Source organism: Kitasatospora sp. NPDC090091 (genome assembly GCF_044747365.1).
Classification (GTDB): Bacteria; Actinomycetota; Actinomycetes; order Streptomycetales; family Streptomycetaceae; genus Kitasatospora.
The window spans coordinates 14,486-40,636 of the sequence record NZ_JBIVDY010000012.1 but is presented as its reverse complement, the minus strand read 5'-3'; the positions used below and the strand labels follow the sequence as shown (position 1 = coordinate 40,636).

At 74.2% G+C, this 26,151-nt stretch carries 23 protein-coding genes; 10 read left to right on the top strand and 13 right to left on the bottom strand.

The window, feature by feature from the left end; translation table 11 throughout:
- The first annotated feature begins 18 nt into the window (after nt 1-18).
- Complete coding sequence (locus ACIPSC_RS21450; RefSeq protein ID WP_400827555.1) at nt 19-4,089, top strand: hypothetical protein; 4,071 nt, start codon at nt 19-21, stop codon at nt 4,087-4,089.
- 108 nt (nt 4,090-4,197) lie between these two features.
- On the opposite strand, the gene ACIPSC_RS21445 is transcribed toward ACIPSC_RS21450, so the two are convergent.
- The 6 genes from ACIPSC_RS21445 to ACIPSC_RS21420 form a co-directional block, all read right to left on the bottom strand.
- Nucleotides 4,198-5,301: an NADH:flavin oxidoreductase/NADH oxidase gene (locus ACIPSC_RS21445; RefSeq protein ID WP_400827553.1), complete on the bottom strand. Its 1,104-nt coding sequence runs from the start codon at nt 5,299-5,301 to the stop codon at nt 4,198-4,200.
- A 174-nt stretch (nt 5,302-5,475) separates the two neighbouring features.
- Nucleotides 5,476-5,979, bottom strand: a complete 504-nt coding sequence (locus tag ACIPSC_RS21440; RefSeq protein WP_400827552.1) for a hypothetical protein — start codon at nt 5,977-5,979, stop codon at nt 5,476-5,478.
- Between the two features lie 137 nt (nt 5,980-6,116).
- Nucleotides 6,117-7,271 (bottom strand): hypothetical protein, encoded by a 1,155-nt coding sequence (locus ACIPSC_RS21435; protein ID WP_400827550.1) that lies wholly within the window; start codon nt 7,269-7,271, stop codon nt 6,117-6,119.
- 86 nt (nt 7,272-7,357) lie between these two features.
- Nucleotides 7,358-8,305 carry a hypothetical protein gene (locus ACIPSC_RS21430; protein ID WP_400827549.1) on the bottom strand — a complete coding sequence of 316 codons (948 nt, stop codon included), beginning with the start codon at nt 8,303-8,305 and terminating at the stop codon, nt 7,358-7,360.
- 313 nt (nt 8,306-8,618) lie between these two features.
- Nucleotides 8,619-8,822 (bottom strand): hypothetical protein, encoded by a 204-nt coding sequence (locus ACIPSC_RS21425; RefSeq protein ID WP_400827547.1) that lies wholly within the window; start codon nt 8,820-8,822, stop codon nt 8,619-8,621.
- An 18-nt stretch (nt 8,823-8,840) separates the two neighbouring features.
- Nucleotides 8,841-9,029: a hypothetical protein gene (locus ACIPSC_RS21420; protein WP_400827546.1), complete on the bottom strand. Its 189-nt coding sequence runs from the start codon at nt 9,027-9,029 to the stop codon at nt 8,841-8,843.
- Nucleotides 9,030-9,111: 82 nt separating this feature from the next.
- Between ACIPSC_RS21420 and ACIPSC_RS21415 the strand changes: the two genes are divergently transcribed.
- A complete protein-coding gene (locus tag ACIPSC_RS21415) occupies nt 9,112-10,500 on the top strand; it encodes a helix-turn-helix domain-containing protein (protein ID WP_400827545.1) in 1,389 nt (462 codons plus the stop codon).
- A gap of 376 nt (nt 10,501-10,876) precedes the next feature.
- On the opposite strand, the gene ACIPSC_RS21410 is transcribed toward ACIPSC_RS21415, so the two are convergent.
- From ACIPSC_RS21410 to ACIPSC_RS21390, 5 genes are all read right to left on the bottom strand, one after another.
- The gene (locus ACIPSC_RS21410) at nt 10,877-11,251 is read right to left on the bottom strand and encodes a hypothetical protein (protein ID WP_400827544.1); all 375 of its coding nucleotides are present in this window, start codon (nt 11,249-11,251) and stop codon (nt 10,877-10,879) included.
- A complete protein-coding gene (locus ACIPSC_RS21405) occupies nt 11,248-11,601 on the bottom strand; it encodes a hypothetical protein (RefSeq protein WP_400827543.1) in 354 nt (117 codons plus the stop codon). Before ACIPSC_RS21405 ends, ACIPSC_RS21410 begins: the two co-directional genes overlap by 4 nt.
- 451 nt (nt 11,602-12,052) lie before the next feature.
- A complete protein-coding gene (locus ACIPSC_RS21400; protein ID WP_400827541.1) occupies nt 12,053-12,508 on the bottom strand; it encodes an SRPBCC family protein in 456 nt (151 codons plus the stop codon).
- Nucleotides 12,509-12,756: 248 nt separating this feature from the next.
- The gene (locus ACIPSC_RS21395) at nt 12,757-15,657 is read right to left on the bottom strand and encodes a hypothetical protein (RefSeq protein WP_400827540.1); all 2,901 of its coding nucleotides are present in this window, start codon (nt 15,655-15,657) and stop codon (nt 12,757-12,759) included.
- A gap of 310 nt (nt 15,658-15,967) precedes the next feature.
- Nucleotides 15,968-16,891: an NADP-dependent oxidoreductase gene (locus ACIPSC_RS21390; RefSeq protein ID WP_400827538.1), complete on the bottom strand. Its 924-nt coding sequence runs from the start codon at nt 16,889-16,891 to the stop codon at nt 15,968-15,970.
- 240 nt (nt 16,892-17,131) lie between these two features.
- Between ACIPSC_RS21390 and ACIPSC_RS21385 the strand changes: the two genes are divergently transcribed.
- Nucleotides 17,132-18,223 carry a GlxA family transcriptional regulator gene (locus ACIPSC_RS21385; RefSeq protein WP_400827889.1) on the top strand — a complete coding sequence of 364 codons (1,092 nt, stop codon included), beginning with the start codon at nt 17,132-17,134 and terminating at the stop codon, nt 18,221-18,223.
- Here the strand turns inward: ACIPSC_RS21385 and ACIPSC_RS21380 are convergent.
- Nucleotides 18,121-18,630, bottom strand: a complete 510-nt coding sequence (locus ACIPSC_RS21380) for a hypothetical protein (protein ID WP_400827536.1) — start codon at nt 18,628-18,630, stop codon at nt 18,121-18,123. The two genes, ACIPSC_RS21385 and ACIPSC_RS21380, sit on opposite strands and share 103 nt — an antisense overlap.
- Nucleotides 18,631-18,701: 71 nt before the next feature.
- A complete protein-coding gene (locus ACIPSC_RS21375) occupies nt 18,702-19,163 on the bottom strand; it encodes an SMI1/KNR4 family protein (protein WP_400827887.1) in 462 nt (153 codons plus the stop codon).
- 700 nt (nt 19,164-19,863) lie between these two features.
- Here ACIPSC_RS21375 and ACIPSC_RS21370 point away from each other — a divergent pair.
- The 7 genes from ACIPSC_RS21370 to ACIPSC_RS21340 all read left to right on the top strand — a co-directional run bounded on the left by ACIPSC_RS21370 (nt 19,864) and on the right by ACIPSC_RS21340 (nt 26,123).
- A complete protein-coding gene (locus ACIPSC_RS21370) occupies nt 19,864-20,448 on the top strand; it encodes a hypothetical protein (RefSeq protein ID WP_400827535.1) in 585 nt (194 codons plus the stop codon).
- An 81-nt stretch (nt 20,449-20,529) separates the two neighbouring features.
- Nucleotides 20,530-21,183, top strand: a complete 654-nt coding sequence (locus ACIPSC_RS21365) for a hypothetical protein (protein WP_400827533.1) — start codon at nt 20,530-20,532, stop codon at nt 21,181-21,183.
- A 36-nt stretch (nt 21,184-21,219) separates the two neighbouring features.
- Entirely contained in the window at nt 21,220-23,349 is a 2,130-nt protein-coding gene (locus tag ACIPSC_RS21360) for a hypothetical protein (RefSeq protein WP_400827532.1), read from the top strand.
- A gap of 126 nt (nt 23,350-23,475) precedes the next feature.
- The gene (locus ACIPSC_RS21355) at nt 23,476-24,228 is read left to right on the top strand and encodes a DUF6879 family protein (RefSeq protein WP_400827531.1); all 753 of its coding nucleotides are present in this window, start codon (nt 23,476-23,478) and stop codon (nt 24,226-24,228) included.
- The gene (locus ACIPSC_RS21350) at nt 24,225-25,067 is read left to right on the top strand and encodes a helix-turn-helix domain-containing protein (protein ID WP_400827529.1); all 843 of its coding nucleotides are present in this window, start codon (nt 24,225-24,227) and stop codon (nt 25,065-25,067) included. The genes ACIPSC_RS21355 and ACIPSC_RS21350 overlap by 4 nt, the downstream gene beginning before the upstream one ends.
- Nucleotides 25,068-25,183: 116 nt before the next feature.
- Nucleotides 25,184-25,450 (top strand): hypothetical protein, encoded by a 267-nt coding sequence (locus ACIPSC_RS21345; protein ID WP_400827528.1) that lies wholly within the window; start codon nt 25,184-25,186, stop codon nt 25,448-25,450.
- Nucleotides 25,451-25,529: 79 nt separating this feature from the next.
- A complete protein-coding gene (locus tag ACIPSC_RS21340; protein WP_400827527.1) occupies nt 25,530-26,123 on the top strand; it encodes a DUF4291 domain-containing protein in 594 nt (197 codons plus the stop codon).
- Nucleotides 26,124-26,151: the final 28 nt, after the last annotated feature.

Below are 26,151 nucleotides of genomic sequence, written 5' to 3'. Positions count from 1 at the left end.
CGATCCTCAGGGGGCGCCATGAGTTGGGAGATCAGTGCCGGCGGCTACACCGCCCGGCTGGAGGACGGGCGGGTCGTCCACCGCAACGAGCGGGGGCGGGCGTTGAAGAAGGCGCCGGCCCCGCTGGCCGTCCACCCGGGGCTGCCGCGGCTGCTCGCCCTCGCCGACGGCGTGGTCGCCCACCGCCAGGCGTGCCTGCGGGAGGCCGAGCGCCTGGTCCGGGAGGCCGTCGCGGTGCCGGACGACCTGCTGGAGGCACTCTCGGCGGACGGCGCCTGGCAGGACGCGCTGACGCAGGCCGGCCTCACCGCCGTGGGCCCGGGCCCGGAGCCGGACGGTGAGGACACCCTGCTCGCCCGCTCCTACCGCCACCCCGCCCTCCCGGGCGACCTGCGGATCCTGCTCACCGGCGCGGCCGCCGCCCGCCACCGCGACCACCTGATGGCGCGCCTGGGCTGGGAGCCGGTCGGCACCCGGCCGACCGCTCTGCCCGGCCCCGCGACGGTGCCCTTCCCCGAGTCCGCGCTGGCCGAGCACCCCACCCGGGCGGAGGAGGTGCTGCACTACGTCGAGCGCCTGGAGCAGACGACCGCGAGCTGGCGGGTGTACATCAAGCGCGAGGTGGACGGCGTGCTGAAGGAGATCGCCGCCGCCGAACCGGTGCTGCTGCGCTGCTTCCTGGACGGCGTGGCCGACCAGTGCCTGCGCCACGGCGGCGAACGGGCCGACGCCGCCGCGTGGTTCGGCCGGGCCAGGGCCGCCGAACGCACCGCCGCCGAACGCGTCGACCAGGAGTGGCTGGACGCCCGCTACGCGGCCGTGGACGCCGCCGGCGCGCTCACCGACACCGCCCTGCGTGAACGCGTCCGGCAGGTCACCGCGCGGGGCGCCGACCGGGACGCGGCCCGCCGCACCCTGACCCTGCTCGCCGACCGCGCGGCCCGCGACGGCGTGCACCCCAAGCTCGCCGCCGACCTCACGCGCACCGCCCGCGCGGCCGGCCTCGACCCCGACCGCGAACTGGCCCGCCTCGCCGTGCGCCTGCTGCCCGCCCGCAACCTGTGGACCGAGGCCGCCGTCGAGTTCTGGACGGCCCTGCTCGCCTCCCCCGCCTGGGAGAAGGTCCGTGCCGAACTCCCCCGCCTGGCCCACGAGGTGGTCGCCGCCGGGCCGCCGTCCGGCGTGCTGGAGTCGCCCGTGGCCCTGGCCTACCTGGAACACACCGGCGCGCTGGCCCTGCTCACCGCGGCGCCCGGCCCCGACGGCCCGCCGCCCGGCACCGCCGCCCACTGGCTGCACCTCCTCGTCGCGCTGGCCGACCGGGTGTACCGCCCGGTCCCCGGGCTGTACCGCCTGGCCGAACTGCTCGCGCCCAGGATCGCCGCCGACGGCGTGCCCGTGGACCTGCCCTACCCCAGCCGGTGGACCAGGAACAGCCGGGTGACCACCCTGCGACTGGGCGTCCTCGACGTCCTGCTGGCCGCGGGCGCGCCCGTCGCCGACCCGCCGCCGCGGCTCGCCGACCCCTACCTGCACCGCCTCGACGTCGCCCCGCGCCCCGAACTGCGCGCCCTCACCTCCGATCCGCGCTTCGCCCGGGAGATCCGGGCCCTGCTGCAGGCCGAGTTCGAGCTGACCAACGGCGGCGACGCGCACAACCTCTGGTACCAGCCGCACGACCCGAAGGGCTGGGCCCAGGTGCCCGTCCTGGTCGGCACCGACCCGGGCCGCCGGGCGCTGGCGCAGTGGTGCGACGAGGAACTCGCCGAACTGCCCGTCCTGGAGCTGGACGAGGTGGCGCTGATGCTCGCCCGCTTCATGCACGTCGGCGCCGCCGTCGGGCTCCTCGCCGACCGGGGCCGGGCCGAGCGGCTGGCCGCCGTGGACGCCGCCGCGCTGCTGGTGGCCGCCGTGGCCGCGGGAGCGCCGGAGCGCCCGCTGGACCGGGCCGGCGCCGAGCTGCTGCTGGGCGGGGTGGAGGCCCGGTCCGTCTTCCGGGACGGTGTGGCGGGCCAGGTCCGCCAGCGGATCGGCCGGCTCCTGGGGCTGGAGGACGAGGAGCAGGTCGCCGTGGAGTTCGGGCGCCTGGTGCAGGTCGCCGCGAACTGCCGCAACGGCCTCGCCCACCTCGTCCCGCTGCTGACCCCGGCCGACGAGGCGGCCGACGACGAACCGGCCGACGAACCGGCCGCGGAGGCGGTCGGGGAAGCGACCGGCGGGGCGTCCGACGGGCCGGCCGCCGTGGCGGCCGACGCGCCGGCACCGGCCCGGGTCCGGCTCGGGCGCCGGCTGCGTGCGGCCGCCGCCGACGGCCCGCCGTGGGACGGCGACCTCGACCGCCCGAGCGCGATCGTCCCGGGCGCGCCCGCCGCCCTCCCGTACCTGGTCGTCGACCCGCAGACCGAGCTGCTGCACGGCGACACCGTGAGCGCCGCACGGCTGCGCGAGTACGCCGAGCTGCCGTTCGTCGCCGAGCAGGGACCGGGGCGCTGGTGCACCGTCACGGTCTCCTCCCCGGCGAACCACCCGACGCCCCCGGTCGGCCACGTGTACCGCACCGCCGACTCGACCGCCGTCGTCCTCCACAGCACCTTCAACCGGGCTGTCCTGCTGGAGTACGCACCGTCGGGCACCTTCCCCGCACACGGCCCGCTGGCCGCCGCCGGCGGCTGCGCCGTGGAGACCCGGCACGAGCTGACCCCCGCGGCCGACGCCGCCTGGCTGCACACCTATCTCGGGCTGCTCGCCGAACGCGGCCCGCTGCCCGCCCGGCCCCAGGCCGTCGAGGACCTGGCCCGGCGGCTCGCGCTGACGGCCGACGAGGCCGGCGCCCTGCTCGCCCTCCGGCCCAACCACCGGGACTACCCGACTCCCGCCGAGAAGGAGCTCGGCAGCCGGATCGGCCGCGACGCCCTCCGGGAGTTCCGCACCCGGCTGCTCCCCGAGCAGCCGGAGCGGCTGTGGACGCACGGGCCGGACCTGGACCGGGCCGTGACGTGGTGGCAGGACCGGTTCGGCGCACTCCCCGTCGCCGCCGACCTGATGGCGGAGGCCGCAAAGGAGATCCGGTTCCCCAAGGGCCCCTGGGCCCCGGCCGCCCCCGGCCCCGCCGTGGACCCGGGCCCGCCCGGACCGCGCCGGCCCCGCCGCCGGCTCACCTCCCTGCTGTCCGCCGCCGTCGCACCCGCGTCGAGCCCGGACGACGCGCCCGCGCCGTACGCCTCGCCGTACGCGATGGCATGGCTGGCCTACCGCACACCGGCCGGCCACCCGCTGCGGCCCGCGCTCGGCGCCGCCGCCCTGCGCGCCGCCGACGGCGACGGTGCGGCGGGCGGCAGCGGCGTGGCGCGGTGGCGGGTCTTCTCCGCCGACCGGCGGGCCTCCACCGGCCGGCCGCCGTCCCCGCAGCCGCTGGCCGACCTGCCCGGCGTCGAGGTGGTGGACGACGCGGCCACGGGCCAGTGGCACGTCCTGGTCCGCCCGGACCGGCTCGAAGGCCCCGATGCCCCGGCCCTCGATGCGCTCGACGACTACTTCGAGCGCCTGCTCCCCTCGCAGGCCCTGCCCTCGGGCTCCGGCCTGCCCGCCCTGACCGACCTGCGCATCCTGCTCTCCGGCGACCTCGCCGCCCTCGGCCACCACCTGAGCGCCGACGCCGACCGCGCCCCCGGCTGGGAGCAGGACCCGCGCCGCAGCGCACCCGGCGTCGTCGCCGAGTGCGCGGCCGCCCTGGGGGTGTCGGCGGACGCCGCCGCGCTGTACCTGATGCTGCTCGCCCTGCCCGATCCCACCGACCGCCGCGTGCGGCAGTGGACGGGCTGGTCCGGCGCCGCGCTGAAGGCCGCCCAGCAGCAGGTGCGCGCCACCGGCCTCGTGGTGGAGGCCCGCCGGGCCCGGGCCGGCCGGAGCCTGTTCACCCCGGGCCCGTGGCTGGACCTGAAGGTGCCCCGGCTGCCGGTCGAGGCCGGCAAGCTCGCCCTGCTGCCCGCCACCGCCGCCCGGCCCGGCGCCGCCCACACAGCCCTGGTCCCCACCCGCCCGCTGCCCACCCTGTTCACCCAGGCCTGGCAGCAGACGCAGCCCCGATAGGCGCGTCCGCCGGCCCCGCGGCCTCGCCCATGCTCCCGGGCGAGGCCGGGCGGCGACCGGATCTTGCACCTGGCGAGATCCGGAAGAGCGCGCCGGAGAGACGTGACCCTAGGCGCGGTGGTACTGGACGGGGCCGGGGGTCGGGGCGCCGAGTTCGGCGGCGGCGTGGCGTGCCCAGGAGGGGTTGCGCAGCAGTTCGCGGCCGATCAGGACGGCGTCGGCCCGGTCGGCGGTGAGGATGGCCTGGGCGCGGGCGGGGTCGGTGATCAGGCCGACGGCCGCCACGGGCATGCCGGCCTCGCGGCGCACCGCCTCGGCGAAGGGGACCTGGTAGTCGGGTCCGGCCTCGACCCGGGCGTCGGGGACGATGCCGCCGGTGGAGACGTCCATCAGGTCCACGCCGTGGGCCTGGAGCTCCTTGGCCAGCCGGACGGTGTCCTGCGAGGTCCACCCCTCGCGGCCGTCCTGAAGGTTCTCCGTGAGCCAGTCGGTGGCGGAGATGCGGAAGAACACCGGCAGGTCCTGCGGCCACACGGCGCGGACGGCGTCCACGACCTCCAGGGCGAAGCGGATGCGGCCCTCGAAGGAGCCGCCGTAGGCGTCGGTGCGGTGGTTGGTGGCCGGGGAGAGGAACTCGTGGATCAGGTAGCCGTGGGCGCCGTGGATCTCGGCGACCTGGAAGCCGGCGTCGAGCGCGCGCCGGGCGGCGTCGGCGAACTGGCGGACGATCGCGCCGATCTGCTCCTCGGTCAGCTCGTCGGGCGTGGTGTGGGCGGGGGTGAAGGGGACGGCGCTGGGGCCCACCGGCGTCCAGCCGTGGGCCTCGTCCGGGGCGAGGGCGCGGCCGCGTTCGACCCAGGTCCGCTCGGTGGAGGCCTTGCGTCCGGCGTGGGCGAGCTGGATGGCCGCGACGGTGCCCTGGGCCTTGAGGAAGGAGGTGATCCGCCGGAAGGCCGCGGCCTGCGTGTCGTTCCAGATGCCGAGGTCGTACGGGCTGATGCGCCCCTCGGGGCTGACGGCGGTGGCCTCGGTGATGATCAGCCCGGTGCCGCCGGTGGCGCGCGCCGCCAGGTGGGTGAAGTGCCAGTCGGTCGGGACGCCGGCCTCGGCCCCGTCCGGCGCGGCGCTGTACTGGCACATCGCCGGCATCCAGATCCGGTTCGCGACGGTCAGCGCCCGCAGGGTGTAGGGGGTGAAGAGGGTGGTGGTCATGGGGGACTCCCGGGGCTCCGGCGGCGCTGGGAGGGTTGCGGGCGGCCTGGCGCCCCCTCCCAAGTGATTGCAGATGCTCTTTTCTTGACTCGACAATAGTTGCACACGCGCGCCATTTGCAAGCACGGCCGTCTTCCTCAGGGGCGCGACGCCGGAAGCGGCCGGATCCGCCGATCAGAACAGGCGGTGTCCGCGGACCCAGACGGTGCGCCGGCCGTCGGGGCGGACCAGGCGGAACTTCCTGACGCCCGCGTGGGCCCGGCCGAGCTGGACGAAGGTCAGCCCTGCGATGAAGCCCACGACCGCCATCAGCAGGAAGATCCCCAGCTGGTCCGTGGCCCCGGAATCGTTCTCGTCGACGGTCTGCCCGCCCAGGTGGACGACGACCGGCACCGTGACGAGCAGCGAGAGCAGCAGCAGCCACCCCAGCACCTGGTAGACGAGCCGCTTCGAGCGGGTCTTGCTGCGGCTCTCGACGGTGGCGCAGAAGTTCCGCCGGCACCGGCCGCAGGTGAACGAGACGACCTGGTCGCCCTCGCGCGGACGCTTCCTGTCCTCGCCCCCGATCCCCTGGATGCTCCAGGTGACCTTGGTCGATCCGACCCCGGCCTCCACGCTCACCCGACACCCCAGCGTCAGCACGTAGCGCTCGTCCACCGCGACCTTGCCTGTCCCCACCGGTCCCCCAACTGCCGTCCGTGTCAAGCGGGGTGAGACAGAGTACAGCGCCGGGGCGGTGTCCGGTGCGGCTTCGGCGGGACCGAATCCACTACGCCGAACACGGCGGGCGGGGACGGACGGACGCCCGCCGGAGCTCAGCGCCGGGCGCGGTAGGGCGGAAACCTCGTCGGGTCGGCGAAGTCCTGGTCCGCGTCGGGCCAGCGGCGGCGCAGCATTGCGGCGGTGCGGCGGATCCAGGCGGTGAGGTGGGGCAGGGACCGGTGGGTGTCGGCGGTGTGTGCGGCGGCTTCCAGCGTGGCGATGAGCTGAAGTCGGCTGTGGTCGCCCGGGGAGCGGGTGTCGAGCAGGGCGACCCGCTGCAGTCGGACCAGCGCCCATGACATGCAGGCCGCGGCGAGGCCGTCTCCGTAGCGACGGTCGTCCTCGGCTTCGGGGATGCCGAGGGCCAGAGCGTGGCGGTAGTGGTCGGCGGCGCCCGTGGTGGCGGGATCGCCCACGGTCAGCCAGGCGGGGCCCGGTACGTACAGGCAGACGGCATCGGTCAGCGCGTGGGTGTAGCCGGCGAATTCGAAGTCGATGAGACGGGCGTCGGCCGGCCCGGTGGCATGGAGCAGGACGTTGTTGGCCTCCGCGTCCCCGTTGCTCAGGGCGAGGAAGGGTCCCGGGTTCTCCAATTCCTCCATGGATGCGGCGAGTTCGCGACCCGCCCGGTCGGTGAGGGGTGCCCCGAGCGCTGCGGTGCGCCGGATCGCCTCTTCCCGGAGCGGGGCGAACCGTCCCGCGGCGTCTGCCGCGGCATCGACCGGTCCCAGCCCGGCCCGGCGGGCGTAGTAGGCCTCGGCCCCACCTGCGGTGGCCGCGCTCAACGCACCGCGGGCGCGGGCGAACGCGGCCAGTCGGTCGCCGTGGCCTGCCACTCCGTCCTGCCGGAGCAGCTGGTCCAGGGCGACACGGGGAGCGAGGTCTTCCAGGACGAGGAACCCCGCGGCAGTGTCGGCGGCGATGACGCGGGGGGCGAGGGCGGTCCCGAGTTCCTCACGGAGGAACTGAAGCGCAGCCAGTTCGGTGCGCAGCCGCCACGGGGCGGGGCGCGCATCGCGTTGCCCGTCCGGTACCCACTTGACGACGACGGAGCGCGGAAGCGCGGAAGTACTCCGAAGGCGGACCTTGGCGATGGTCCACGGCTCCACTCGCTCCCAGCGGTCGACGGCGACCGGTGTGGCGAAGAGGTCGGTCAGGAGGTTCTGCAGCGCATCGACCCGGGAGATCCCTTTCGGGGCGGCTGCCATGGCCTCACCCTACAGTCCGCTCCTGCGCCCCGGGCGTGCGCGGGGGAGCACCGCGGAGGCGGTCTCCCGGGCGCAGCGGGTGCGGGTCACGGGTCCGGTTCGCGTGGCGGAGGGTCCTGTTCGCGGGGCGGGTCGCCCGGTCGGCCCGGGCCTCCCGGCCGGCGGCGGCGCGGTGCGGTGGTGCGCCAGCGCGAGCGCAGTTCGTCGACCAGCTCCTGCCACTGCCGACGGACCTCGTCCTCGGGTGGGCGCTCCCCCCGGCGCACCCGGCGCAGTTCGTCGCACACCTCCCGTCCCACCGCGATGGAGGCGACGATGACGACCATCGCGCCGAACAGGGTCGAGAGCGTGGCGAAGACCGCGCCCGCCGAGCCGTACCTGTTGGCGTAGGACGTGAGCAGGCGCGGGAGGTAGACGGCCGCGGCGGCCGAGTAGAGCGCCGTCAGCGTGGCGGCGATGACGCCGAACGGGACCAGGTCGGCCGGGGTGATCCGCCGGGCGGACAGGACCCAGCCTCCCCAGACCAGGAAGGCCCCGGTCAGCGGCGCCGCCAGCAGGACCGCCGCCAGGTCGTGGCGTCCCCGGTCGAGGACGGCGTGCAGCATGCCGACGACCGCCAGGTAGACGATCAGGCCGAGGATCCACCGCAGCCCGTTCGGGGTGTTGCGCACGCTGAGTGGTCTGAGTTCCCAGGTCTGCTCGAACATCCGCTGCATCGCCCGGCTGAAGCTCAGCAGCGAGATGACCAGGAACACCGCGCCGAGGACGTCCACGCTCGCGTCCGTCCCCGCGGGCGGCGACAGGACCTCCTCGACGGCCTCGGCCCCGCCGCCGGTCAGTCCGTAGCGCTGCACGATGTGGTCGGCCACATCGCTCCTGCCGAGGAGGACGAGGAACGTGCCGCACAGGATCGCCAGCGGGATCAGGGCCGCCAGCGCGCCGGACGCGAGTGCCATGGCCCGGTCGAAACCCACGATCCGCTGGAACCGCTTGACCACGCGCAGCGTGAACGCCGGACGGAGCCAGAAGGTCATCGCCCCGATGACAACCTCGCGCTTGAACCGAACCGTCCTGACCTCCGCGCTCCCCGTGACGACCACGAGCCGTGACGACCACGCGAGCCTAGCCCGTCACCGCCGCCCCGCCCGGCTCCGACACCGACCCGCGCCCCGGCGCCCCCGGCCGGGCGCGTGGGACGGACGGCACACAGAGGCATGCCCGAGGCCTCGCCCGAGGGCCCGAACCGTCACGGCCGGCGGGGTTGTCGGCAGGGCGTGCGAGGGTTCGGCCAGCCCTGGCGCGACGCCCCGCTCTCCTCGGAGGGCGGGGCGCGCTTCGTCGTACGTGTCAGCGGAAGGGCAGGACGGCGGTGCTGCCGCCGGCGAGGACGCGGCCGTACTCGTCCCCGCCGTCGAGGGTACGGTAGTTGACCACCGGATCGCCGGCTCGCACGAGGGCGGTGGCGCATCCGAGGCACCAGGGCCGCGGCGGCTGCACGTCGAGATCCTCGATCACCACTTCAGTGGTGCGGCACTGCGCGCAGTTCGCCATCGGGTCCTCCCCGGTGTGTCAGGCCCAGGTGGCGCCGCACTGGGTGCAGCCCCACCGCCCGTCCATGGTCTGGAACGTCGCACCCGATCCGCAGACCGGGCAGGTGCGGGCGGCCGGCTGGTCGTCCCGCTCCGGCAGCGTACTGGGCGCCGGGATGGTGGCGGGCGGGTTCTCGGCGATGGGTCGGTCGAGCAGAGTCGCACTCATGGCTCTCTCCTGGGTGGGAGTGGCAGAGGTCCGCCGGCCGGGCACCACCAGGTAACCGGGCGGCGGCCGGGGCGGGGATGCCGTGGGGGTGCTCTCGCACGCCGTGTGCGTGCTCCGCACACCTCATGCGCGCCCTGCCTGGCGGCGCGGTGGAGCCAGTAGCGTGGCCAGCCCGTGCAGTCGAAGGGCGGCCTCCGTGGCAACTCAGCGTCAGCTTGGGACGGTCATCAGGGCCGCCCGGTGTGCGCAGCGGATGACTCAGGCCCAACTGGGTCGGGCGTGTGGCTACTCGGCGTCTGCGATCAGCCGGGTTGAGGCCGGCCTGTTGCGGCCGGCCGAGCAGCCGCTGCTGCTGATTGCGGAGGCGTTGGACCTGCCGCGTGACGCCATCGGCGTGGGCCGAGCGGCTACCCTGGCGGGGGATGTGACCCCGGATCAGGAGGACGCCATGCTCCGCAGGCAGCTGCTCGTGGCGGGTATGGCGGCGGCGGGGGCGTCGGTGCTCCCGGCAAGGGTAGCGTCCGCCTCACGGCCGGATGCGTCGGCCGGGATCGTCGGGGCGCTGTACGAACCCGCTGCGTCGGCGCCCACGTCTCTGCCGCAGCTTGGTCGACAGCTGGCGTCGGCGCGCGCGCAGTTCACCGCGGCACGGTACGCGGACCTCGGGGAGGCTCTGCCCACCCTGTTGGGCACGGCTCAGGCGACCCGCGAGGCTCTGTCCGGCCGGGCCCGGGAAGAGGCGCACGCGTGCGTGGCCCGTGCCTGGGTGCTGGCGACGGAGCTCGCGGTGAAAGCGCACGCCGATGTGGCATGGCCGGCGGCGGACCGGGCGCTGGCCGCGGCCCAGGCCAGTGGCGAACCGGTGGTGCAGGGGGAGGCGGCCCGGGTCCTGGCGATCACGATGCGGCGTGCCGGGCGTCCGGCCGCGGCGGTCGGCCTCCTACGCCGCACCGCAGGCGAGCTGTCGCAAGGGGCCGACATGTCCCGCGCAGTAGCGGCGACGCTGCTGATGACGGCCGCCTATACGGCCGCGTGCGGCCGGCGCCGCGCCGATGCCCTCGACTTGATGACGGGCGCCGAGGACGTGGTCGGCCGCCTCGGCAGCACGACCGGCCGGCCGGCCGGCCCGCTGTTCACGGTCGACGCGACCAGCGCGCAGGTGGATCTGTACTGGATCGGCGTGCACACGGCGCTGGGCACACCGGATGAAGGCGTTCCGTACGCGGCGCGGATCGCGCCGGGGAAGTTGCCGACGGCGGAGCGGCGGGCCCGGTTCGGGACGGACTGTGCCCGCATGTGGCACCACTTGGGAGACCACCGCAGGACGCTTGCCGCGTTGCGGTTCACGGAGCAGGTGGCGCCGGAGGAAGTCCGCCGGCCGGCACTGCGGGCACTGACCGCGGACCTGCTGTACGCCCCGGTGACGGTGCCCGGTGTGCGGGAGCTCGCGGCGCGCACGGGCGTCTCGTAGGGAGCACGATGCCGCGGACCGCTCGGGTCGGTGTGGGCGTTGGCGGCCGGCCGGTTGCTGGATGTCCGCCATGGTGAGCGGCCTCAACGTCTCGGGCTCGCAGCGGACCCGTGCCCACTGCTGGTCGGGCTCGCTGTCCGGGCCCAGCGGACGTCCGACATGACGCTCGACGAGGCAACGAAGGAACACCTCCACGCGTGACCGCGCCGTGAACGCCAACGGCGTTGGCCTGTAGGCAAATTGCAGGACATCGCACATCGCCACTGCCCTCGACGTCGACCACATCACCCCCATTGCGCACGACGGTGAGAACGCGGCCGGGAAACGTCCGACTCCCCTGCCGCTCCTGCCATCAAGCAAATACCCGGGCGGAATTTCAACGCGCAGCGCCAGTTGCCTTAGGCAAAGCATGCTCTAGCGATGCCTCGCTGGACGCCTTCACCTCTTCCACCGGGAGCACGTCTGCCAGCACGAAACCGCGCGGCCCGGAGATATTGAACCTCTCACGCTCCGATTCATCCATAGGGCGAACCAAAGCAATACCCGCATCGGTATCAATGGCAGAATAGCTATTCCCGCCAACGGTGAGCGATCCGGGAGGGGCCACCTCATTCGCAGGTGCCACATCACCCGACTCGATCATTTCGACACTGCGCGACAGGCCATCGATGAAGCGCCGGAAGGTCGACGCCGACAATCCCTTAAGCTTATCTGCCACGGATAGCGCAACCACTATTTCCAGGGCACTCATTTTGGATCCTCAGATTCCGAGAGCTCCCGCTCTTCCACGGCGTCTCGAATTTCATCCATCCGCACAACGGCCCCCTCGGCAATCTCACGCTCACCATTTCTAACTCCCTCCCCACCCCTGGGGGACAGCCTGAAGCGAAAAACGCCAAAGACTATTTGATCGCCCACCATTCTCGGAGCCAGCACGGCAAACAAGAGGAGGATCACGCCAAGCGTCAACATGGTGCCCGCCATGGCGCCATTGATCTCCAGGAAGAATCCCGCTAATGCCGCAAGGACCAGAAGCGCCCCAAAAGCGGCAAGTAAGATACTGGGCCTTGGGTTATCACTAGGCAAATTAGGGCCAGACATGGCTGCCTCCCTAGCAAGCACCACACCCGCCACCTGTAATTATCCGCCGATGGCGCACCATTTCATAGAGCCACAGACAGAGTCACCGAATGGAGTCATCATGTCGCAGTCAGGTGAATCCGTTTGGCCTGCAGAATGAATTGCGCAGGGTAGTCCGTTTTGGACAACGAGCGATCGTCGTGCACGCTTGCCAGCAACTTGGCCGATGCTTCGTCAGACAGTTCTGCACCGTGATGGTTGGCGATGCCGTGCCCACGCTTCGGTTGCAGGCGACCGCCGTTCGGGCGCGCGGGCGAGCCGCAGCCCCGGGGTCCGGCTCGGTGGCTCCGTGGGACTCGGTGGCCCCAGTCTGGCAAGGGGGCGGGGCGGGACGAAAGCGGATTCCGGTGCCGGGGGTGCCGGGCCTCGGCGGGGCGGCGGCAGAGCCTCGGCGGCCTGCCGGGCCGGGGCGTCAGCCGCTCTCGGACGCGGACTGCGGGTCGGTCCCGGCGTCGCGGCCCTCGACGAACTTCTTGAAGCGGCGCAGGTCGCCCCGCACCTGGCGGTCGAGCACGCCCAGCTTGTCGGCGGCCTTCTCGGCGAAGCCGGTGGGCTGGAAGGCCATGGTCATCGTCACCCGCGTCCGGGCCGTGCCGAGCGATTCGAAGTCGACCGTGCCGGTGTGCTTCACGCTCTCACCGGTGGTGCGCCAGGCGACCCGCGCCTCGGGCACCCGCTCGACGATCTCGGTGTCGAACTCCCGGGCCAGTCCGGCGATCTTCGTCCGCCAGTGGGCGTGGCGGTCGTCCAGCTGCCTGACCTCCTCCACGCCCTCCATGAACTGCGGGAAGTCCTCGAACGTGGCCCACTGGTCGTAGACGACGCGGACCGGCACCTCCACGTCGATCGACTCCTCCACCGTGCTCATCGCCGCACCTCCTCCACGCCGTCCCACCCGCCGGCCGGCCCGGCGTCCCGGTCGCGAGCGCCGGGCGGGCGGGTCCGCAGGCGGCACCACTTCCCATCTTGGCCCTTCGCAGGGCCGCGGCAACCGGCGCGCCCACGGGCGGACGGGAAGAGGCAGGGCTCCGGCACGTGCTGCCCCGCACGTGCCGGAGCCCCGGGTGCCGTCCGTCGGTGGCGGGCCGGCGGGCGGGCCGCCGGCCGGCCCCGGCCTCAGAACCGGAAGGGGTTGCGCCCGAGTGCGGCGATGACGAACCAGGCCGTCGCACCGGTGTGCAGTGACGCGTAGTACGTGTCGCCCTCGCCGGTGGTGAGGCCGTCACCGGAGGCGGCCACGATGCCGCGGCCGTCGCCGTTGGGTGCCTGGGTCTGGGCGAGCTTGAGCGTGGCCAGGAGCGCGGCCGCCTTGGCGTCGTCACCGGCAGCGCCCCGGGCGTAGTACGCGGCCAGGAGGTGCGCGGTGCCCTCGAACCAGACCTTGGAGGTGTCGGTGCGGCCGAAGCTGACCCCGGTGAACGGGCCGTCGGTCGCGGCCAGGTTGCCGGCGGCCCAGTCGACCGAGCGGGCGTAGGCGGGGTTGAGCGTGGCCAGGTAGCTCCAGGTCTGCACGTCCTCCGGGACGGTGTCGCGGTTCTGGGTCACGCCGTCCAGGCCCGTGCCCGTCCAGAGCCGGCCGTCGTCCGCCTGCATGCCGGCGACGAAGGCGAAGGCGTTGTCCGAACGGGTCTTCCACACCTGGTCGCCGGTGGCGGCGGCGAGCATGGCGAAGAACGCGCCCGTGTCGATGTTGTGCTCGGTGGCCTTCCACTGGATGGGGGTCATCTCGGCGCCGGTGCCGTCGCTGTTGCGCAGGCCTCCGGTGTAGCCGCCCGCGCCGCGCGTGTCGGCCGCGTTGGTCTGGATCCAGTTCGCGATCCTCAGCGCACCGTCGAGGTAGCGCTGCTCACCGGTGACGCGGTGGAGGCGGGTCAGGGCCATCCCCGCCCAGGCCATGTTCCCGGTGTAGACGGAGAATCCGCCCACGTAGGGCGTTCCGGTGGCGGTGACGAACGGCTGCGGCTCGTAGGACGCCCGGATCCGCCCGTCGGGGACGATGTCGTGGGCCTGGGCGTAGAGCAGGCTGTCGCCGAGTTCCATCGCGTGGCTGACGCCGCTGCTCGACCCTTGCATCAGCAGGGCGGTGATGACCAGCGCGTTGTCGTAGGTGAAGGACGCCTGGTAGCCCTCGGGGCCGAACTCCTCCCCGGGGGCGAAGTGGCCGCCGGTGTAGCTGCGCGGCACGCGCAGATCGGCGGGCGAGCCGTAGTGGTCCATGGTCGTGGCCAGGAACGAGGTCGCCTTGCCGATGGCCTCGGTCGGGATCTCCCGCACCACGGGCTGGGACTCGTACGACTCGACGGAGATCTCCGTCCTGACGGTCCGGCCGACGTGGAGCGTGCCGCCGCCGAAGTCGCCCAGCGCTCCGTGCGTCGTCATGTTCTTCAGGAGCGGCCCGTCGAAGTACCACGAGGACTCCGGTCCGGTGGCGTCGGCGACCAGGCCGGCCGTCGTCCCGTCCCCCACTACGGCGACGTACTCGTTCCGCTGGGTGCTCTTGATCTTGAAGCCCACCCACGGCCCGACTTCGAGGGCCCAGCGCTCGTCCGTCCCGGCGGCTCCGCTGCTGACGTTGCTGCCCTCGGCGAGCCGGTGCGAACCGATCCACGGGTGGTAGTCCTGGAGCCGCTGGTGGGTGCTGCTGTCGACCAGTGCCACCCCGGTCCGGGGCGTCGTCCCTCCGTTGAAGAAGGTGGCCAGGTCGACGGGGCGCTGTTCGAGAACGGCCGGCTGGTTGGGGAACATCACCGAGCTGAAGGGCCGGAGGGCGATCACCGGGGTGGTGTCGTCCGTCCTCGCCTGGACGATCTGGCCCTTGGAGGTGCTGAGGGTGTGCAGCGCCGGGTTGTAGGACCAGAGCTCGCCGGCGGTGGGGTTGAGCGAACAGGTCGCCGTCACCACCGGTGCGGTGGCCAGGAAGGGGGCCCCGGTCGTCAGGCACTTCTTCGACTGCACGTTCTGCAGCTGGACGAACCATTCGTCGCCGAACGCGAACGACCGGGCGCTGCGCCACAGCTGCCGGTGGCTCTGCGCCCAGAACGCGTCGACCAGGGAGCCGTCGGCCGCGGGCACCACCGGCTCCCCGAGGGCCGCGAGCTCCGCGGTGCCGGTGTCCCGGTAGGCCACGACCTGGGTCTCGGCACCGCCCTGCTGGGCGCCGAAGTACACCTGGAAGTGGTCGCTCGCGTGGTTCTGGCCCACGTGGACGGTGTTCCAGGCCTCGACGTCCATGCTGCTGACCAGGTAGTCGAGTTCATTGCCGCTGAGCTGCGTGCCCTGCCCGGAGCGGTAGACGCGGGAGCCGGCCGGTACGTTGCCCTGCATGGTGTCCGGTGCCCGGTTGTAGTCGCCCAGCACGGCCCAGCGGCCCGCGCTCTCCGCCCCCGCCGCGACGCTCACCTGGGTGACCAGGTCCGGCGCGTCCCCGCCGCCCCCCGAGAAGGCGTGGACGGACGCGAACATCACCGCTTCGGCACCCTCGCCGTCGACGATGGCCAGGGCCGGCCGGCTGCCCACGATCGTGGACTCCACGACCTCCACGTGCCGGGCCTCGCGCGCCGTGAAGAAGCCGAGGCGCAGCATCGTGGGGACCACGCTGTCCCGCAGGATGTAGAGGTTGCGCACCGGCAGGTCGGGCTGCTGGGGAACGTAGTAGTAGTGGTCGATGACGTAGGGGTGGCCCGGCGAGGTGTGGGCCGCGACGTGGATGAGGTTGCCGTTGCTGGGCAGGGCTTCCGGAACCTCCTGCAGGGCCACGATGTCGCGTGTGCGGGCGAGGTTGTAGGCCGCGTCCCAGGCTGCCGGGGTGTGCAGCATGTTCCAGGTGGCGGGCAGTTGCGATCCGGGCGGTACCGCGTACGCGGTACCGGCCAGTGCGCCGAGGAGGCCGGCCGCCAGCGCTGCCGCCACCCCGGCGGCCAGCAGGCGGTGCAGGAGGTGGCGCAGCGTGTGGGGTGGGCGGTGGCCGGCGCCGGGTGTCGTCGGCCGTGGGCCGTTCGGTGTTCGTCGATCCTTCACCCGCGCAGTATTCGGTTCTCCCGCACCCGGAGCCAGAGGCATCGGCGCACAGCTGTTTCCCGATCGGGCAGACCGGGGGCAGCGTCCTCACGTGCCGTGTCGGGCGGTCCCGGTACTGTCCGGTGTCCGCGATGCGGCTGGCGTTCCGACATGTTGACGCGCCGTCGTGAACGGCCGGGCGATGCCCTCCCCCGACCCCCGTCCCCGACCCCCGTCCCCGGGCGCCGTCCTCGGGCTCCGTCCCCGGGCGCCGTCCTCGGGCGCCGTCCCCGGGCCCCAGGCTGGGGCCGGGGGCTGCCCCGGCTCCGGGTCAGGCGACCGTGAGGACGATCTTGCCGGTGGTGCGGCCCTGCTCGCCGAGTTCGTGGGCCTTGGCGGCGTCCGCGAGCGGCAGGACCGTCTCGACCACGGGCTTCAGTGCGCCCCGCTCGACCAGGGCGGCGATCTCCCGCAGGCCCAGGTGGTCCGGCTCGACCAGGACCCAGGCGGCCCGCACGCCGTCCTGGGCGGCGGGGACGTCGTCCGGTCCGGGCAGGGTGATCAGGCGGCCGCCGGGGCGGAGCACCTTCAGGGAGCGCTCGGCCGTCTCGCCGCCGAGCCCGTCCAGAACCACGTCGATGTCGGAGACGGCGTCCTCGAACCGCGTGGCGCGGTAGTCGACCACCTCGTCGGCGCCGAGCTCCCGCACCAGGTCGTGCTTGCCGGCGCTGGCCGTGCCGATGACGTACGCGCCGCGGGCCTTGGCGATCTGCACTGCGAAGTGGCCGACGCCGCCGGCCGCCGCGTGCACCAGGACCCGCTCCCCCGGGCGCACGTCGGCCGCGTCCACCAGGGCCTGCCAGGCGGTCAGCGCGGCCAGCGGCAGTGCCGCCGCCTCCACGTGGGTCAGGCCCGTGGGCTTGGGGGCGAGGTGCCGGGCCGGCGCCACCACGTACTCGGCGTAGCCGCCGGCCTGGCGCGGGAACAGCGGCATCCCGAAGACCTCGTCGCCGGGGCGGAACACCCCCACGCCCGGTCCGACGGCCTCGACCGTGCCGGAGACGTCCCAGCCGACCACCGGCACGGCGCCCCACTCGATGAGGCCGCCGCTGGCCCGGGTCTTCCAGTCCACCGGGTTCACGCCGGCCGCGTGCACGCGCACGAGGACCTCGTTCAGGCCCGGCTCGGGGCGCTCCACCTCGCGCTCGACCAGGTTCTCCGGCCCGCCCCACTGCTCCACGACCATCGCTCGCATGCTGTCCGCCTCGTCTTTCGTTCCGATGTCGTTCCGAGCCGTTCGGCTCGTTCCCGTGCGGATCGTCCGTGTGCGACTCGTTCTCGCATGTCCCGTTCCGCACGTTCCGTCTTCCGCACGTCCCGTTCGGATCCGTACGGCGCCGGGTTCCCCCGGCGACGCAGTCCACGATCCGGTATCCCCGGCCGCCACAGTGTTGGCCGTTTGGCCACTATGTGACAGGATCTGGCCATGGGCAGCATGCAGGTGGCAGCGGTGTCGGACGAGCGGGAGCGGGTGGTTCAGGCGCCGCCGCGCCGGCACCGGATCGCCGTGCTCGCCCTGCCCGGGGTCCCGCCCTTCGAGCTCGGCATCCCCTCGCGGGTCTTCGGCAGCGCACAGGACGCCGAGGGGCGCCCGCTCTACGACGTCGTCGTCTGCACCTCCGACGGCGCACCCGTCCTCAGCGACGCCGGCTTCACCGTCCAGCCGGCCGCCGGTCCCGAGGCCCTGGCCGCCGCGGACACCGTGATCGTGCCGCCCACCCACGCCATGCCCGAGCTGGGCCTCGGCGGCCCGCTGCCCCCCGAGGTCGACGCGGCCATCGCCGGCATCCGGCCCGGCACCCGGCTGGTGTCCATCTGCACCGGCTCCTACGTGCTCGCCGCCGCCGGGCTGCTCGACGGCCGGCCGGCCACCACCCACTGGAACCTCGCCCCGGAGTTCCGCCGCGCCTACCCGATGGTCAAGGTCGACGAGGAGGTCCTCTTCGTCGACGACGGGGACGTGCTCACCTCCGCCGGCGTGGCCGCCGGCGTGGACCTGTGCCTGCACGTGATCCGCCGCGACCACGGCGCCGCCGTCGCCAACCGGGCCGCCCGGATGTGCGTCGTGCCGCCCTGGCGCGACGGCGGGCAGGCCCAGTACATCGACCGCCCGGTGCCCGAGCCCACCGTCGCCAGCACCACCGCCACCCGCGCCTGGGCGCTGGAGCACCTCGGCGAGCCGCTGCCCCTCACCCGGCTCGCCGAACACGCCCGGATGAGCTTGCGCTCCTTCACCCGGCGCTTCCGCGACGAGGCCGGGATGACCCCGGTGCAGTGGCTCACCGCCCAGCGCCTGGAAATGGCCAAACAGTTGCTGGAGACCACCGACCTGTCGATCGACCTGGTCGCCCACCGCTCCGGCTTCGGCACCGCCAACTCCCTGCGCGCGCACATGAGGACGGCCTTCGGGGTCTCCCCCGCCGCCTACCGCCGCACGTTCCGCCCCCACGAGCCCGCCCTCGACGCCGGCGGTGGCGGTGGCGGTGGCGGTGGCCGGTCGGCCGAGAGCAGGACCGCCGGCAGGTAGCCGGCCGGGGACGGGGCCGGGGACAACCTCACCGCGGGGTGCGGGTCCTGCGCCAGGGCGGCCAGCACCTCCCCCGCCGGGTACCCGAACAGGTCGACGTCCCGCAGGACGACCGGCACGGCCGACGGCCCGCCCGGCACCGCCTCGAAGCGGCGCAGCTCGACGGCCGCGAAGCCGTGCCGGTCGTGGTCGGCGCGTCCCAGCCGGTCCGTGTGGTCGCCGGAGGCCAGCAGCTCCAGGCCCTCGAAGCGGGCGGTGAAGGCCCAGCCGGTCTGGCAGACCCACGTCTCGTGCACATCCGCCAGGGTCGCCACGGCCCACTGGGCCTGCCGCTCGGGCATGCCGAAGCGCAGCACGCCCGCCCGGCGCGGCAACACGAGACCCGTCCCGGGCAGCAGCTCGAACACCTCTCGATGCTGGCCCGCCCACCCCCGCCGGAGCAAGCCGGATCCGCTCCGGCGGCCGGCCTGCGGCGGCGTCAGGAGTGCGGGCGGAGCCGCCGTGCCGCGTCCGGCCACGGCTGCGGCTCGGCGGCGTCCTGGGCGGGCATCACGTCCTCCTCCCACCAGCCGGTGCCGGACAGCCAGGCCTCCAGCCAGTGGGCCGGCGAGGGCGCATCGAGGAACCACGCCCGGGCCCAGTCCCGGGGGCCGGCGTTCGGCTCGAAGAGCAGCACGGGGGCGTCGGGCCGGAGGCAGTCGACCGCGGCGTACATGCCGCAGCCCCGGTCCAGGATCGGGAGCACCCCGCGCGGCCAGTGAGCCGCCGGCCGGTCGTCCCCGGGCCGGCCCCGGTCGGGGCCGGCCTCGGACCGGTCTGGGCCGCCGTACTCGGAGCGGTAGGTGCGGACGGCCGTCCGGCCCTCGCCGGTCAGCGGGAAGAGGCGGTGGTCCGGGCCGAAGCCGCCGTTCGCGACCTCGGTGCAGAGCCGCCCGAGCAGGGCGGGAAGGGCGAATCCGAGCCGGTGCTGCGCCTCGGCGATGTCCGTGGCGCAGCACCGGCGGCAGCGGCCCGCACTCGCGGCGGGCGTGCGCCGCGACCCGGCGCAGCAGGTCGTCGTGGTCGGTCATGCCGGTGATCGACGCAGGCGGGTACGACAGCGCCCGTCGGCGGGCTGCTCCGGCCGGCGTCTGACGCCTGACGCCTCGTGGTGTCCGGTCCCCGGTGTGGGCGGCGGGACGCCCGGGGACGGCCGGTCGGGCTCTCCGTCACTCGCGAGGAGCAGCGTGGCGGGGCTCCTGCGGGGGGTGGTGGTGCGGTCCGGGGGCGGGCTGTGGGAGTGCCTGTGGGGGCCGGTGCCCGAGCCGGGTGCGGCGCGGGTGGTGCCTGTGCGGGCGGGGTCCGCCGGGGGTGGTCAGGGTGCGGTCGCGGTGGCGTCCGGCGCTGCGTTCGGAGACGAACGGGTCCATGCTGACTGTGGCCACGGCCCGGCGGCCGCAGCGGTCGCTGCGGGCGTGGGCGGCGTCGCCCCGGGCGGAGCGCCCGGGCGGGCATCGCCTCGGGCGAGCCGGCGCGTCGCGTCGGTACGTCGCGTCGGTACGTCGCGTCGGCATTCCGACCGCCGGCGGCGGGCGGCGCAGGCTCCGCTCCCACCGGCCAGGGCTGCGGCCACGTCTGAAACCCCACGAGGGAGGACCCTCATGACGTCATCCACCAGCGCATCGTCCGGCGGCCCCGACGGCGCCGCCGGCCCTCCGCAGGCCCTGCGGCTGGAGGCGAACGAGAAGCTCGTGCTCTCGCCGGACTCCCCGCGGTTCGCCTCCGGCTACCGCCAGGTGCGGCCGCAGTCGATCGACGAGGTGCGCAAGCTCCTCGGGCCCGTCAACGTGCCCGACGGCCGCAGCCGTGCCGAGAACCTGCTGGCCGCCCGCGTGCCGGAGCTGACCAAGCGTCTGCTGCGTCCGGAGGACCTGAAGGTCAAGGATCCGAACGCCCGTGCCGAGGCGCGTCGCCTCGCCTATCTGGCCGCCCGTGAGTACGTCCACACGGCCAACACGGCGTCGTTGAAGCAGTGGCGCCCGATCATCGACCAGTGGCTGCTGGAGGTGAAGCCGGTCATCTCCGTCTTCACCGCCGGGGACATCGACATCGCCGACGGCGCGACGCTCACGCTGTCGGCCAACACCCACGCGCTCATGGCGCAGCGCATCCGGATGCACGGCAGCGGGCGCATCGTCTGCCGGGGCAGCGTGAAGATCAGCGCCGTCTCGGTCGACGGTTCGTAGCCGCGTGGCCGGCCGCGCGGCGGGCGTGGCCGGCGTCCCCCAGCACACACACGACTTGAACGTACGAGGAAAGGGGCGACCATGCCCGACATCAATGCACCCGGTGACGACGGCGTCGACGGGCTCGCCGGTACCGCCGGGGCGGGCGGCGCGACCGGTCAGGTCGGCCGGGCCGGGGTCAACCACTGGAACGGCGACGACGATCCGGGGGACGGTGGCACCGGTGGCAACGGGGAGTCCGGGGCCGACGGCAACACCGGCGGTGACGGCCGCAACGGCAGCAACATCGTCCTGGAGGTCGAGGACTTCGTCGTCGGCGTCCACGTCAACACCAGCGGGGGCCGCGGCGGCCGCGGCGGCGACGGTGGGCGGGGCGGGGACGGCGGCCGGGGCGGGGACGGCGGGGAGCCCGCGGACGAGGGCGACGCGCTCGGCGACGGCGGCAACGGCGGCCGGGGAGCAGCGGGCGGCCGGGGTGGTGACGGGGGTGACGGGGGCAGCGGCGGCAACATCACCATCGTGGCCGACACCATCACGACCGGTACGGTGAACGGCACCGCGGCCGGGGGCCCGGGCGGGCTCGGCGGCGGTGCCGGTGCGGGCGGGATCGGCGGTGACCCGGGCGGAGGGAACAACGAGGGTGCCCAGGGCGCTCCCGGGGCCACCGGGCAGACCGGTTCCTCCGGGCTGCGGGGCGTCGACGGCTCCATCGAGATCATCGAGCGGGTCCCCTGACGCGTGGCTTCTGTGACGAGTGGATCCCCTGACAACATGCCGGTCCCGATCTCCACGACGCCCCGGCCGGACCGGCCGGACCGGTCGGACCGGCTGGACCGGCTGGACCGGCTGGTCGGCGGGCAGCTGCGGTCGCTGACCGCGGCTGCCCGCCTGCCCCGCACGACGGCCGAGCGGCTCGGCGCCGTGTTCGACGTCCTGACCCGGGAGTCGCTCGACCGCGCGACCGCCGACTCCTACCCGGGCCTGTCCCGGATCAACGCCAACGGCCTGCCGTTCCAGTGGTCGGCCTGCTTCGGTACCGCGCGGGCACCGGCCGTGCGGTTCCTGTGCGAGTCCGGCACGCCGGGGACGTCGGCCCGTGAGCGGCTGGACGTGTCGCTGGACCGGCTCGGGCAGGCCTGCCGCGTCCTGGGCCTGCCCGGCGTCCCGCACTGGTTCACGGCGCAGGTCCTGCCCGCCGTCCTGCCGGACGGGCGGAACTGGCCGGCGCACTGGCGCAGCGCCCTGTGGACGGGGGTCGGCGCGTCGGGCGGGGCCGTCGCGCTCAAGCCCTACCTCAACCTGCGCCGGGACCGGCCGCTCGACCGGTGGCGGCGGATCGGGTGGGTGCTCAGGTCCCTGGGGCGCGAGCGCTCCCTGGAGCGGTTGTGCGAGCTGTCGTCGCAGGTGTCGGACCGGTCGTGGCCGGTGGCCCTCGCCGTCGACATCACCCCGGGGGGCGAGCCGGGCCGGGTCAAGGCGTACTTCCGGTCGGAGGGCGTGACGGCGGCCTGGCTGCAGCGCTGGTACACGGCGCTGGGGGCGCAGGCCCACCTGCCGGCCGTGCGCGAGCTGCTCGACGCCTTTCCGCAGCCGGACCGGGCCGCCTACCCGGACGGGGCGTTCGTGCTGACCCTCGAAGCGCACCCCGCCGACGGTGTGTTCACCCTCAAGACCGATCTCGCCGTCACCCGGTGGACCTCGGGCGACGCGCCGGTCGTGCGGGGGACGGCCCGGCTGCTGGGGCGGCTGGGCCTCGATCCCGCCGGGCTCGACGCCACCTGGGCCGCCCTGGGCGCTGCGGCGCCGGCGCAGGGGCGCGGCGACGTGGTCCGCTACGTCGGGTTCGGCCACGAGCCCGACGGGTCGCGGCACGTCAACGTGTACCTCGAACCGCCGCCGCCCGCTTCGGCGTTGCCACCCCGGGCTCATTCGGGCCCCGGCTCGCCGAGGCCCTTGGAACCGGTGGCCACGGACGTGGCGGCCGCCGTCCGGCGCGGCCTGCAGTGGCTGAACGGGGCGCAGTGCCAAGGCCGTTGGAGTGACTACCGGCTGCCCGTGGGGGTGGCGGACACGTGGGTGACGGCCTACGTCCTCGACCGGCTGGGCGGCCTGCCCGCCCGGCTTCGCGGCGGCCCCGTGGCCGGCGCCGAGCGCGCCGCGTTCGGGTGGCTGCGATCGGCGCGCACCCCGGGGGGAGGGTGGGGGTACAACGGGGCCTGCGACGACGACGCGGACTCCACCGCGCTGGCGGTGCGGGCGCTGCGTTCGCGCGGCCTGCCCGTCCCGTCCGGGGCCCTGGCCCTGCTGCGGCGCTGCCGGCACCCGGGCGGCGGTGTCGCGACCTATCCCCCGGGATCGCTGCCCGGCCTGGCGTGGAACGCGCCGACCGCCGACGTCACCGGTGCGGCGGTCGAGGCCCTCGGCGCGGGCGGGGGCGAGGCCGCGGCCTGGCTCCTGGGGCAGCGCGGCGACGACGGGCTGTGGCGTCCGTACTGGTGGCTCACCCCCCTCTACCCGACGGCCCTCTGCCTCGACTTCCTGACCGGCCCGGCCCGTTCGCACCTCGCGGCCGGGCCCCTCGCACGCACACTCGCGCCGACGCGCGAGGCGGTGCGCCGCTACGTGCCGGACGGCGCCTTCGAATCCGCGCTGCTGCTGCGCTGCCGGCTCGCCCTGGGCATCGCCGCTCCGCACGACGTGCTCGGCGAACTGATCGACCGTCAGGACCGCGACGGTTCCTGGCCGTCGTCGGCCCACCTGCGGCTGACCGCACCGGCCGTCCACCGGCCGTGGACCGTCGCCGACGCCGGCCCCGTCCACCTCGACCACCACCGCATCTTCACCACCACAACCGCCCTGGCCGCCCTCGCCACAGCCGCACGCGCCCGGCGCGGTCGCTGAGCCGCAGCGCCGGCAGGCAGGCGGAGCTTTCGGCCGACGCGGGAGAATATTCGAGAATCGGGCGCTCGCTTCGGGGCCGTCCCAGGGCATCCTGGTTCGGCCCGACCGGCGGCGAGGGGAGCGGCCGTGAGCCGACGACTGCGATACATCGGAAGCAACTCGGGGAACAACGGATGCCCGACGCTCTACGAGGACGTCGAGACGGGGGATGTCCTGGTGCAGGGCGCTGCCGTGACCGACCCCGACGAAGTGGCCCAACTCCGCAACGTCAAGCCGGGCGAAGGATTCGTGGTCGTGCCGCGCGTGCTGCTCGCCGACTTCGCTCCGCGCGACGTGGACCGAGAGCCCACGCTGATCGGCTTCGGAGAGTTCGACGGCATGTTCGAGAGCTTCCGGCACACGGCGTTTCGGCTGGAGACCCGTCGCCGGTACCGCTCGGACGAGCGGGAGGAAACCTATCGCCGGTTCGCCGCCGGGCAGGATGCCGGATGGGACCTGGAGGACCCCTGGTGCCTTTCGCGCCGCGAACAAGCGGCTCTGGGCAAGCGGTTCGAGCGGGTCAGGATCATGGACGACCCGCCCACGCCGGGGCAGCGGTACCTGCTCGACAACGCCGAGCGGAACTGTGCCGCCGGGGAGGACATCCGGTACCTCTGGCGCGCGGACGCCGACCGCCTCGGCCTGCCGGCCGAGGATGCCTGGCTGTTCGACTCGCGCGTGATCGCGCTGCTGCACTTCGACGAGGACGACGACATGACCGGCGTGGAGCTGGTCACCGACCCGGTCCGGGTGGCCCGTGCCTGCCAGGCGCGGGACGCTGCCTGGCACTTCGCCACCCCGCACCGGGAGTTCGGCGCTCGGGTACCGTCCGGCATGTGAGCACCGACTTCCGACACGCCCGAATCGCCCTCGGCCTGCGGCTTCGTGAGCTGCGCGCCGAGGGCGGTCTCACGGGCCGGCAACTGGCCGACCGGCTGGGCTGGACGCAGTCCAAGGTCAGCAAGCTGGAGACCGGTCGACAGACGGCCACGCGCGACGACCTGAAGGCGTGGGCGGAGGGTGTCGGTCAGCCCCGCGTGGCACCTGAGCTGCTGGCCAGGCTACGGGCGTTCGAGTCGCAATCCCGTTCCTGGCGGCGTCAGTTGGCTGCAGGACACCGGCCGGTGCAGGACGCGCTGACCGTCGAGTACGAGCGTTCGAGCGTCATGCGCGCCTGGGAGGGCTCCATGATCGTCGGCATGCTCCAGACCGCCGACTACGCCCGGCACGTGTTCAGTGCATACGTCGACCTCCACCGGTCGCCGCGCGATGTCGAGGACGCCGTACGGGCGCGCGTCCAGCGGCAGGAGAGCCTGTACCGGCCGGGCAAGCAGTACCGCATCGTCATGTGGGAGGCCGCACTGCGCGCTCTCGTCTGCCCACCGGCGGTGCTGGCCGCGCAGCTGGACCGGCTCAGCGGCGTGATCGGGCTGGACACCGTCTCCCTGGGCATCGTGCCGCTGGAAGCCTGCCTCACGTTGCCGCCCGCCAATGGTTTCTGGATCTACGACGAGCGGCTCGTGGTCGCCGAGGACTGGCACGCGGAGCTGTGGCTGGACCAGGCGGACAACGTGGCGCTGTACCTGCGCGTGTGGGAGGCACTGGCCGGCGCGGCCGTCTACGGCGCGGACGCGCACCGCATCGTCGCCCGGTGCCGCAGGCCGCTGGGGAACTGCTGAGAATCCCCGCGAACCGTGCCGGCCGGTACCGGAATATTCGAGAATCACGCCCGCGTCGGCGAATCCCGTCCGCCTAGCCTCCTGCCGATGACGCTGATCGGCACAGGAGTTGAGCGATGACCACCAGTTCACAGCGGTCGACGGCCGCCGGCCCGCACCCCGACGCGATCGGCGCCGCCATCGCTGCCCGCCGCACACCTGCCAGGCCCGCCGTGGACGCCGTGGAGTGTCCGTCCTGTCAGTGGTTCGACGCGATCGAGCGGGAGGCCTACCGGGACCCGGAGGGCGTGGACCACTCCAGGCTGACGGATGCGCGGGTCCTGCGTCTGCGCCACGCGGGGGCGGGCGAATGCCTGAGCCCGGGTGGCGCGGGCGGTGGATGACGGTCCCGCCGCCCGGGTGGCCGGGCCGGGGCGGTAATTCGTTGGCGCATGCCCTGGGCGGGTGGCGACGCTGGGCGGCGTGACCGAGCTCAAGTACCAGATCCGCGCCCTGCACACCGCCTCCACGGTGACCCTCTACCAGGCCTACCGGCCGGAGATCGGGCTGCCCGCGGCCCGGGACGGCCGCTTCCCTCCGGCGTGGCAGCGGGACCGGATGACCTGGGTGAAGCCGTCGTTCCTGTGGATGATGTACCGCTCCGGGTGGGCCACCGGCGAGGGGCAGGAGACCGTCCTCGCCGTCGAGATCACCCGGGAGGGCTTCGAGTGGGCGCTGGAGCAGGCCTGCCTGTCCCACTACGAGCACGGGCTCCACAGCGACCGCGCCGCGTGGAAGCGCGAGCTGAAGCGGGCCCCGGCCCGGGTGCAGTGGGATCCCGAGCGTGATCTGCACCTGCAGCCGCTCGCCCACCGCTCGCTGCAGCTCGGCCTCGCCGGTGAGGCCGCACGCCGCTACGCGGACGAGTGGACGGTCTCCATCACCGACGTCACCGGACTGGCCCACGCCGTCCACGCCCGCGTCCGGGCCGGGGAGGTGGACGCCGCCCGGGCGCTGCTGCCGGTGGAGCGCCCGTACCCGGTCGACGGGGCGGCGGTGGCCCATCTGCGGCCCTGAACAGCTGCAGAAGGCTCGTGGAGGCCCC

Excerpts from the sequence above, each read along its gene's own strand:
- ACIPSC_RS21450 (WP_400827555.1), top strand. The coding sequence starts at position 19 with ATGAGTTGGGAGATCAGTGCCGGCGGCTACACCGCCCGGCTGGAGGAC.
- ACIPSC_RS21445 (WP_400827553.1), bottom strand. The coding sequence starts at position 5,301 with ATGACCACCACCCTCTTCACCCCCTACACCCTGCGGGCGCTGACCGTC.
- ACIPSC_RS21435 (WP_400827550.1), bottom strand. The coding sequence starts at position 7,271 with ATGGCAGCCGCCCCGAAAGGGATCTCCCGGGTCGATGCGCTGCAGAAC.
- ACIPSC_RS21430 (WP_400827549.1), bottom strand. The coding sequence starts at position 8,305 with ATGACCTTCTGGCTCCGTCCGGCGTTCACGCTGCGCGTGGTCAAGCGG.
- ACIPSC_RS21425 (WP_400827547.1), bottom strand. The coding sequence starts at position 8,822 with ATGGCGAACTGCGCGCAGTGCCGCACCACTGAAGTGGTGATCGAGGAT.
- ACIPSC_RS21420 (WP_400827546.1), bottom strand. The coding sequence starts at position 9,029 with ATGAGTGCGACTCTGCTCGACCGACCCATCGCCGAGAACCCGCCCGCC.
- ACIPSC_RS21410 (WP_400827544.1), bottom strand. The coding sequence starts at position 11,251 with ATGAGTGCCCTGGAAATAGTGGTTGCGCTATCCGTGGCAGATAAGCTT.
- ACIPSC_RS21405 (WP_400827543.1), bottom strand. The coding sequence starts at position 11,601 with ATGTCTGGCCCTAATTTGCCTAGTGATAACCCAAGGCCCAGTATCTTA.
- ACIPSC_RS21400 (WP_400827541.1), bottom strand. The coding sequence starts at position 12,508 with ATGAGCACGGTGGAGGAGTCGATCGACGTGGAGGTGCCGGTCCGCGTC.
- ACIPSC_RS21390 (WP_400827538.1), bottom strand. The coding sequence starts at position 16,891 with ATGCGAGCGATGGTCGTGGAGCAGTGGGGCGGGCCGGAGAACCTGGTC.
- ACIPSC_RS21385 (WP_400827889.1), top strand. The coding sequence starts at position 17,132 with ATGCAGGTGGCAGCGGTGTCGGACGAGCGGGAGCGGGTGGTTCAGGCG.
- ACIPSC_RS21370 (WP_400827535.1), top strand. The coding sequence starts at position 19,864 with ATGACGTCATCCACCAGCGCATCGTCCGGCGGCCCCGACGGCGCCGCC.
- ACIPSC_RS21365 (WP_400827533.1), top strand. The coding sequence starts at position 20,530 with ATGCCCGACATCAATGCACCCGGTGACGACGGCGTCGACGGGCTCGCC.
- ACIPSC_RS21360 (WP_400827532.1), top strand. The coding sequence starts at position 21,220 with ATGCCGGTCCCGATCTCCACGACGCCCCGGCCGGACCGGCCGGACCGG.
- ACIPSC_RS21345 (WP_400827528.1), top strand. The coding sequence starts at position 25,184 with ATGACCACCAGTTCACAGCGGTCGACGGCCGCCGGCCCGCACCCCGAC.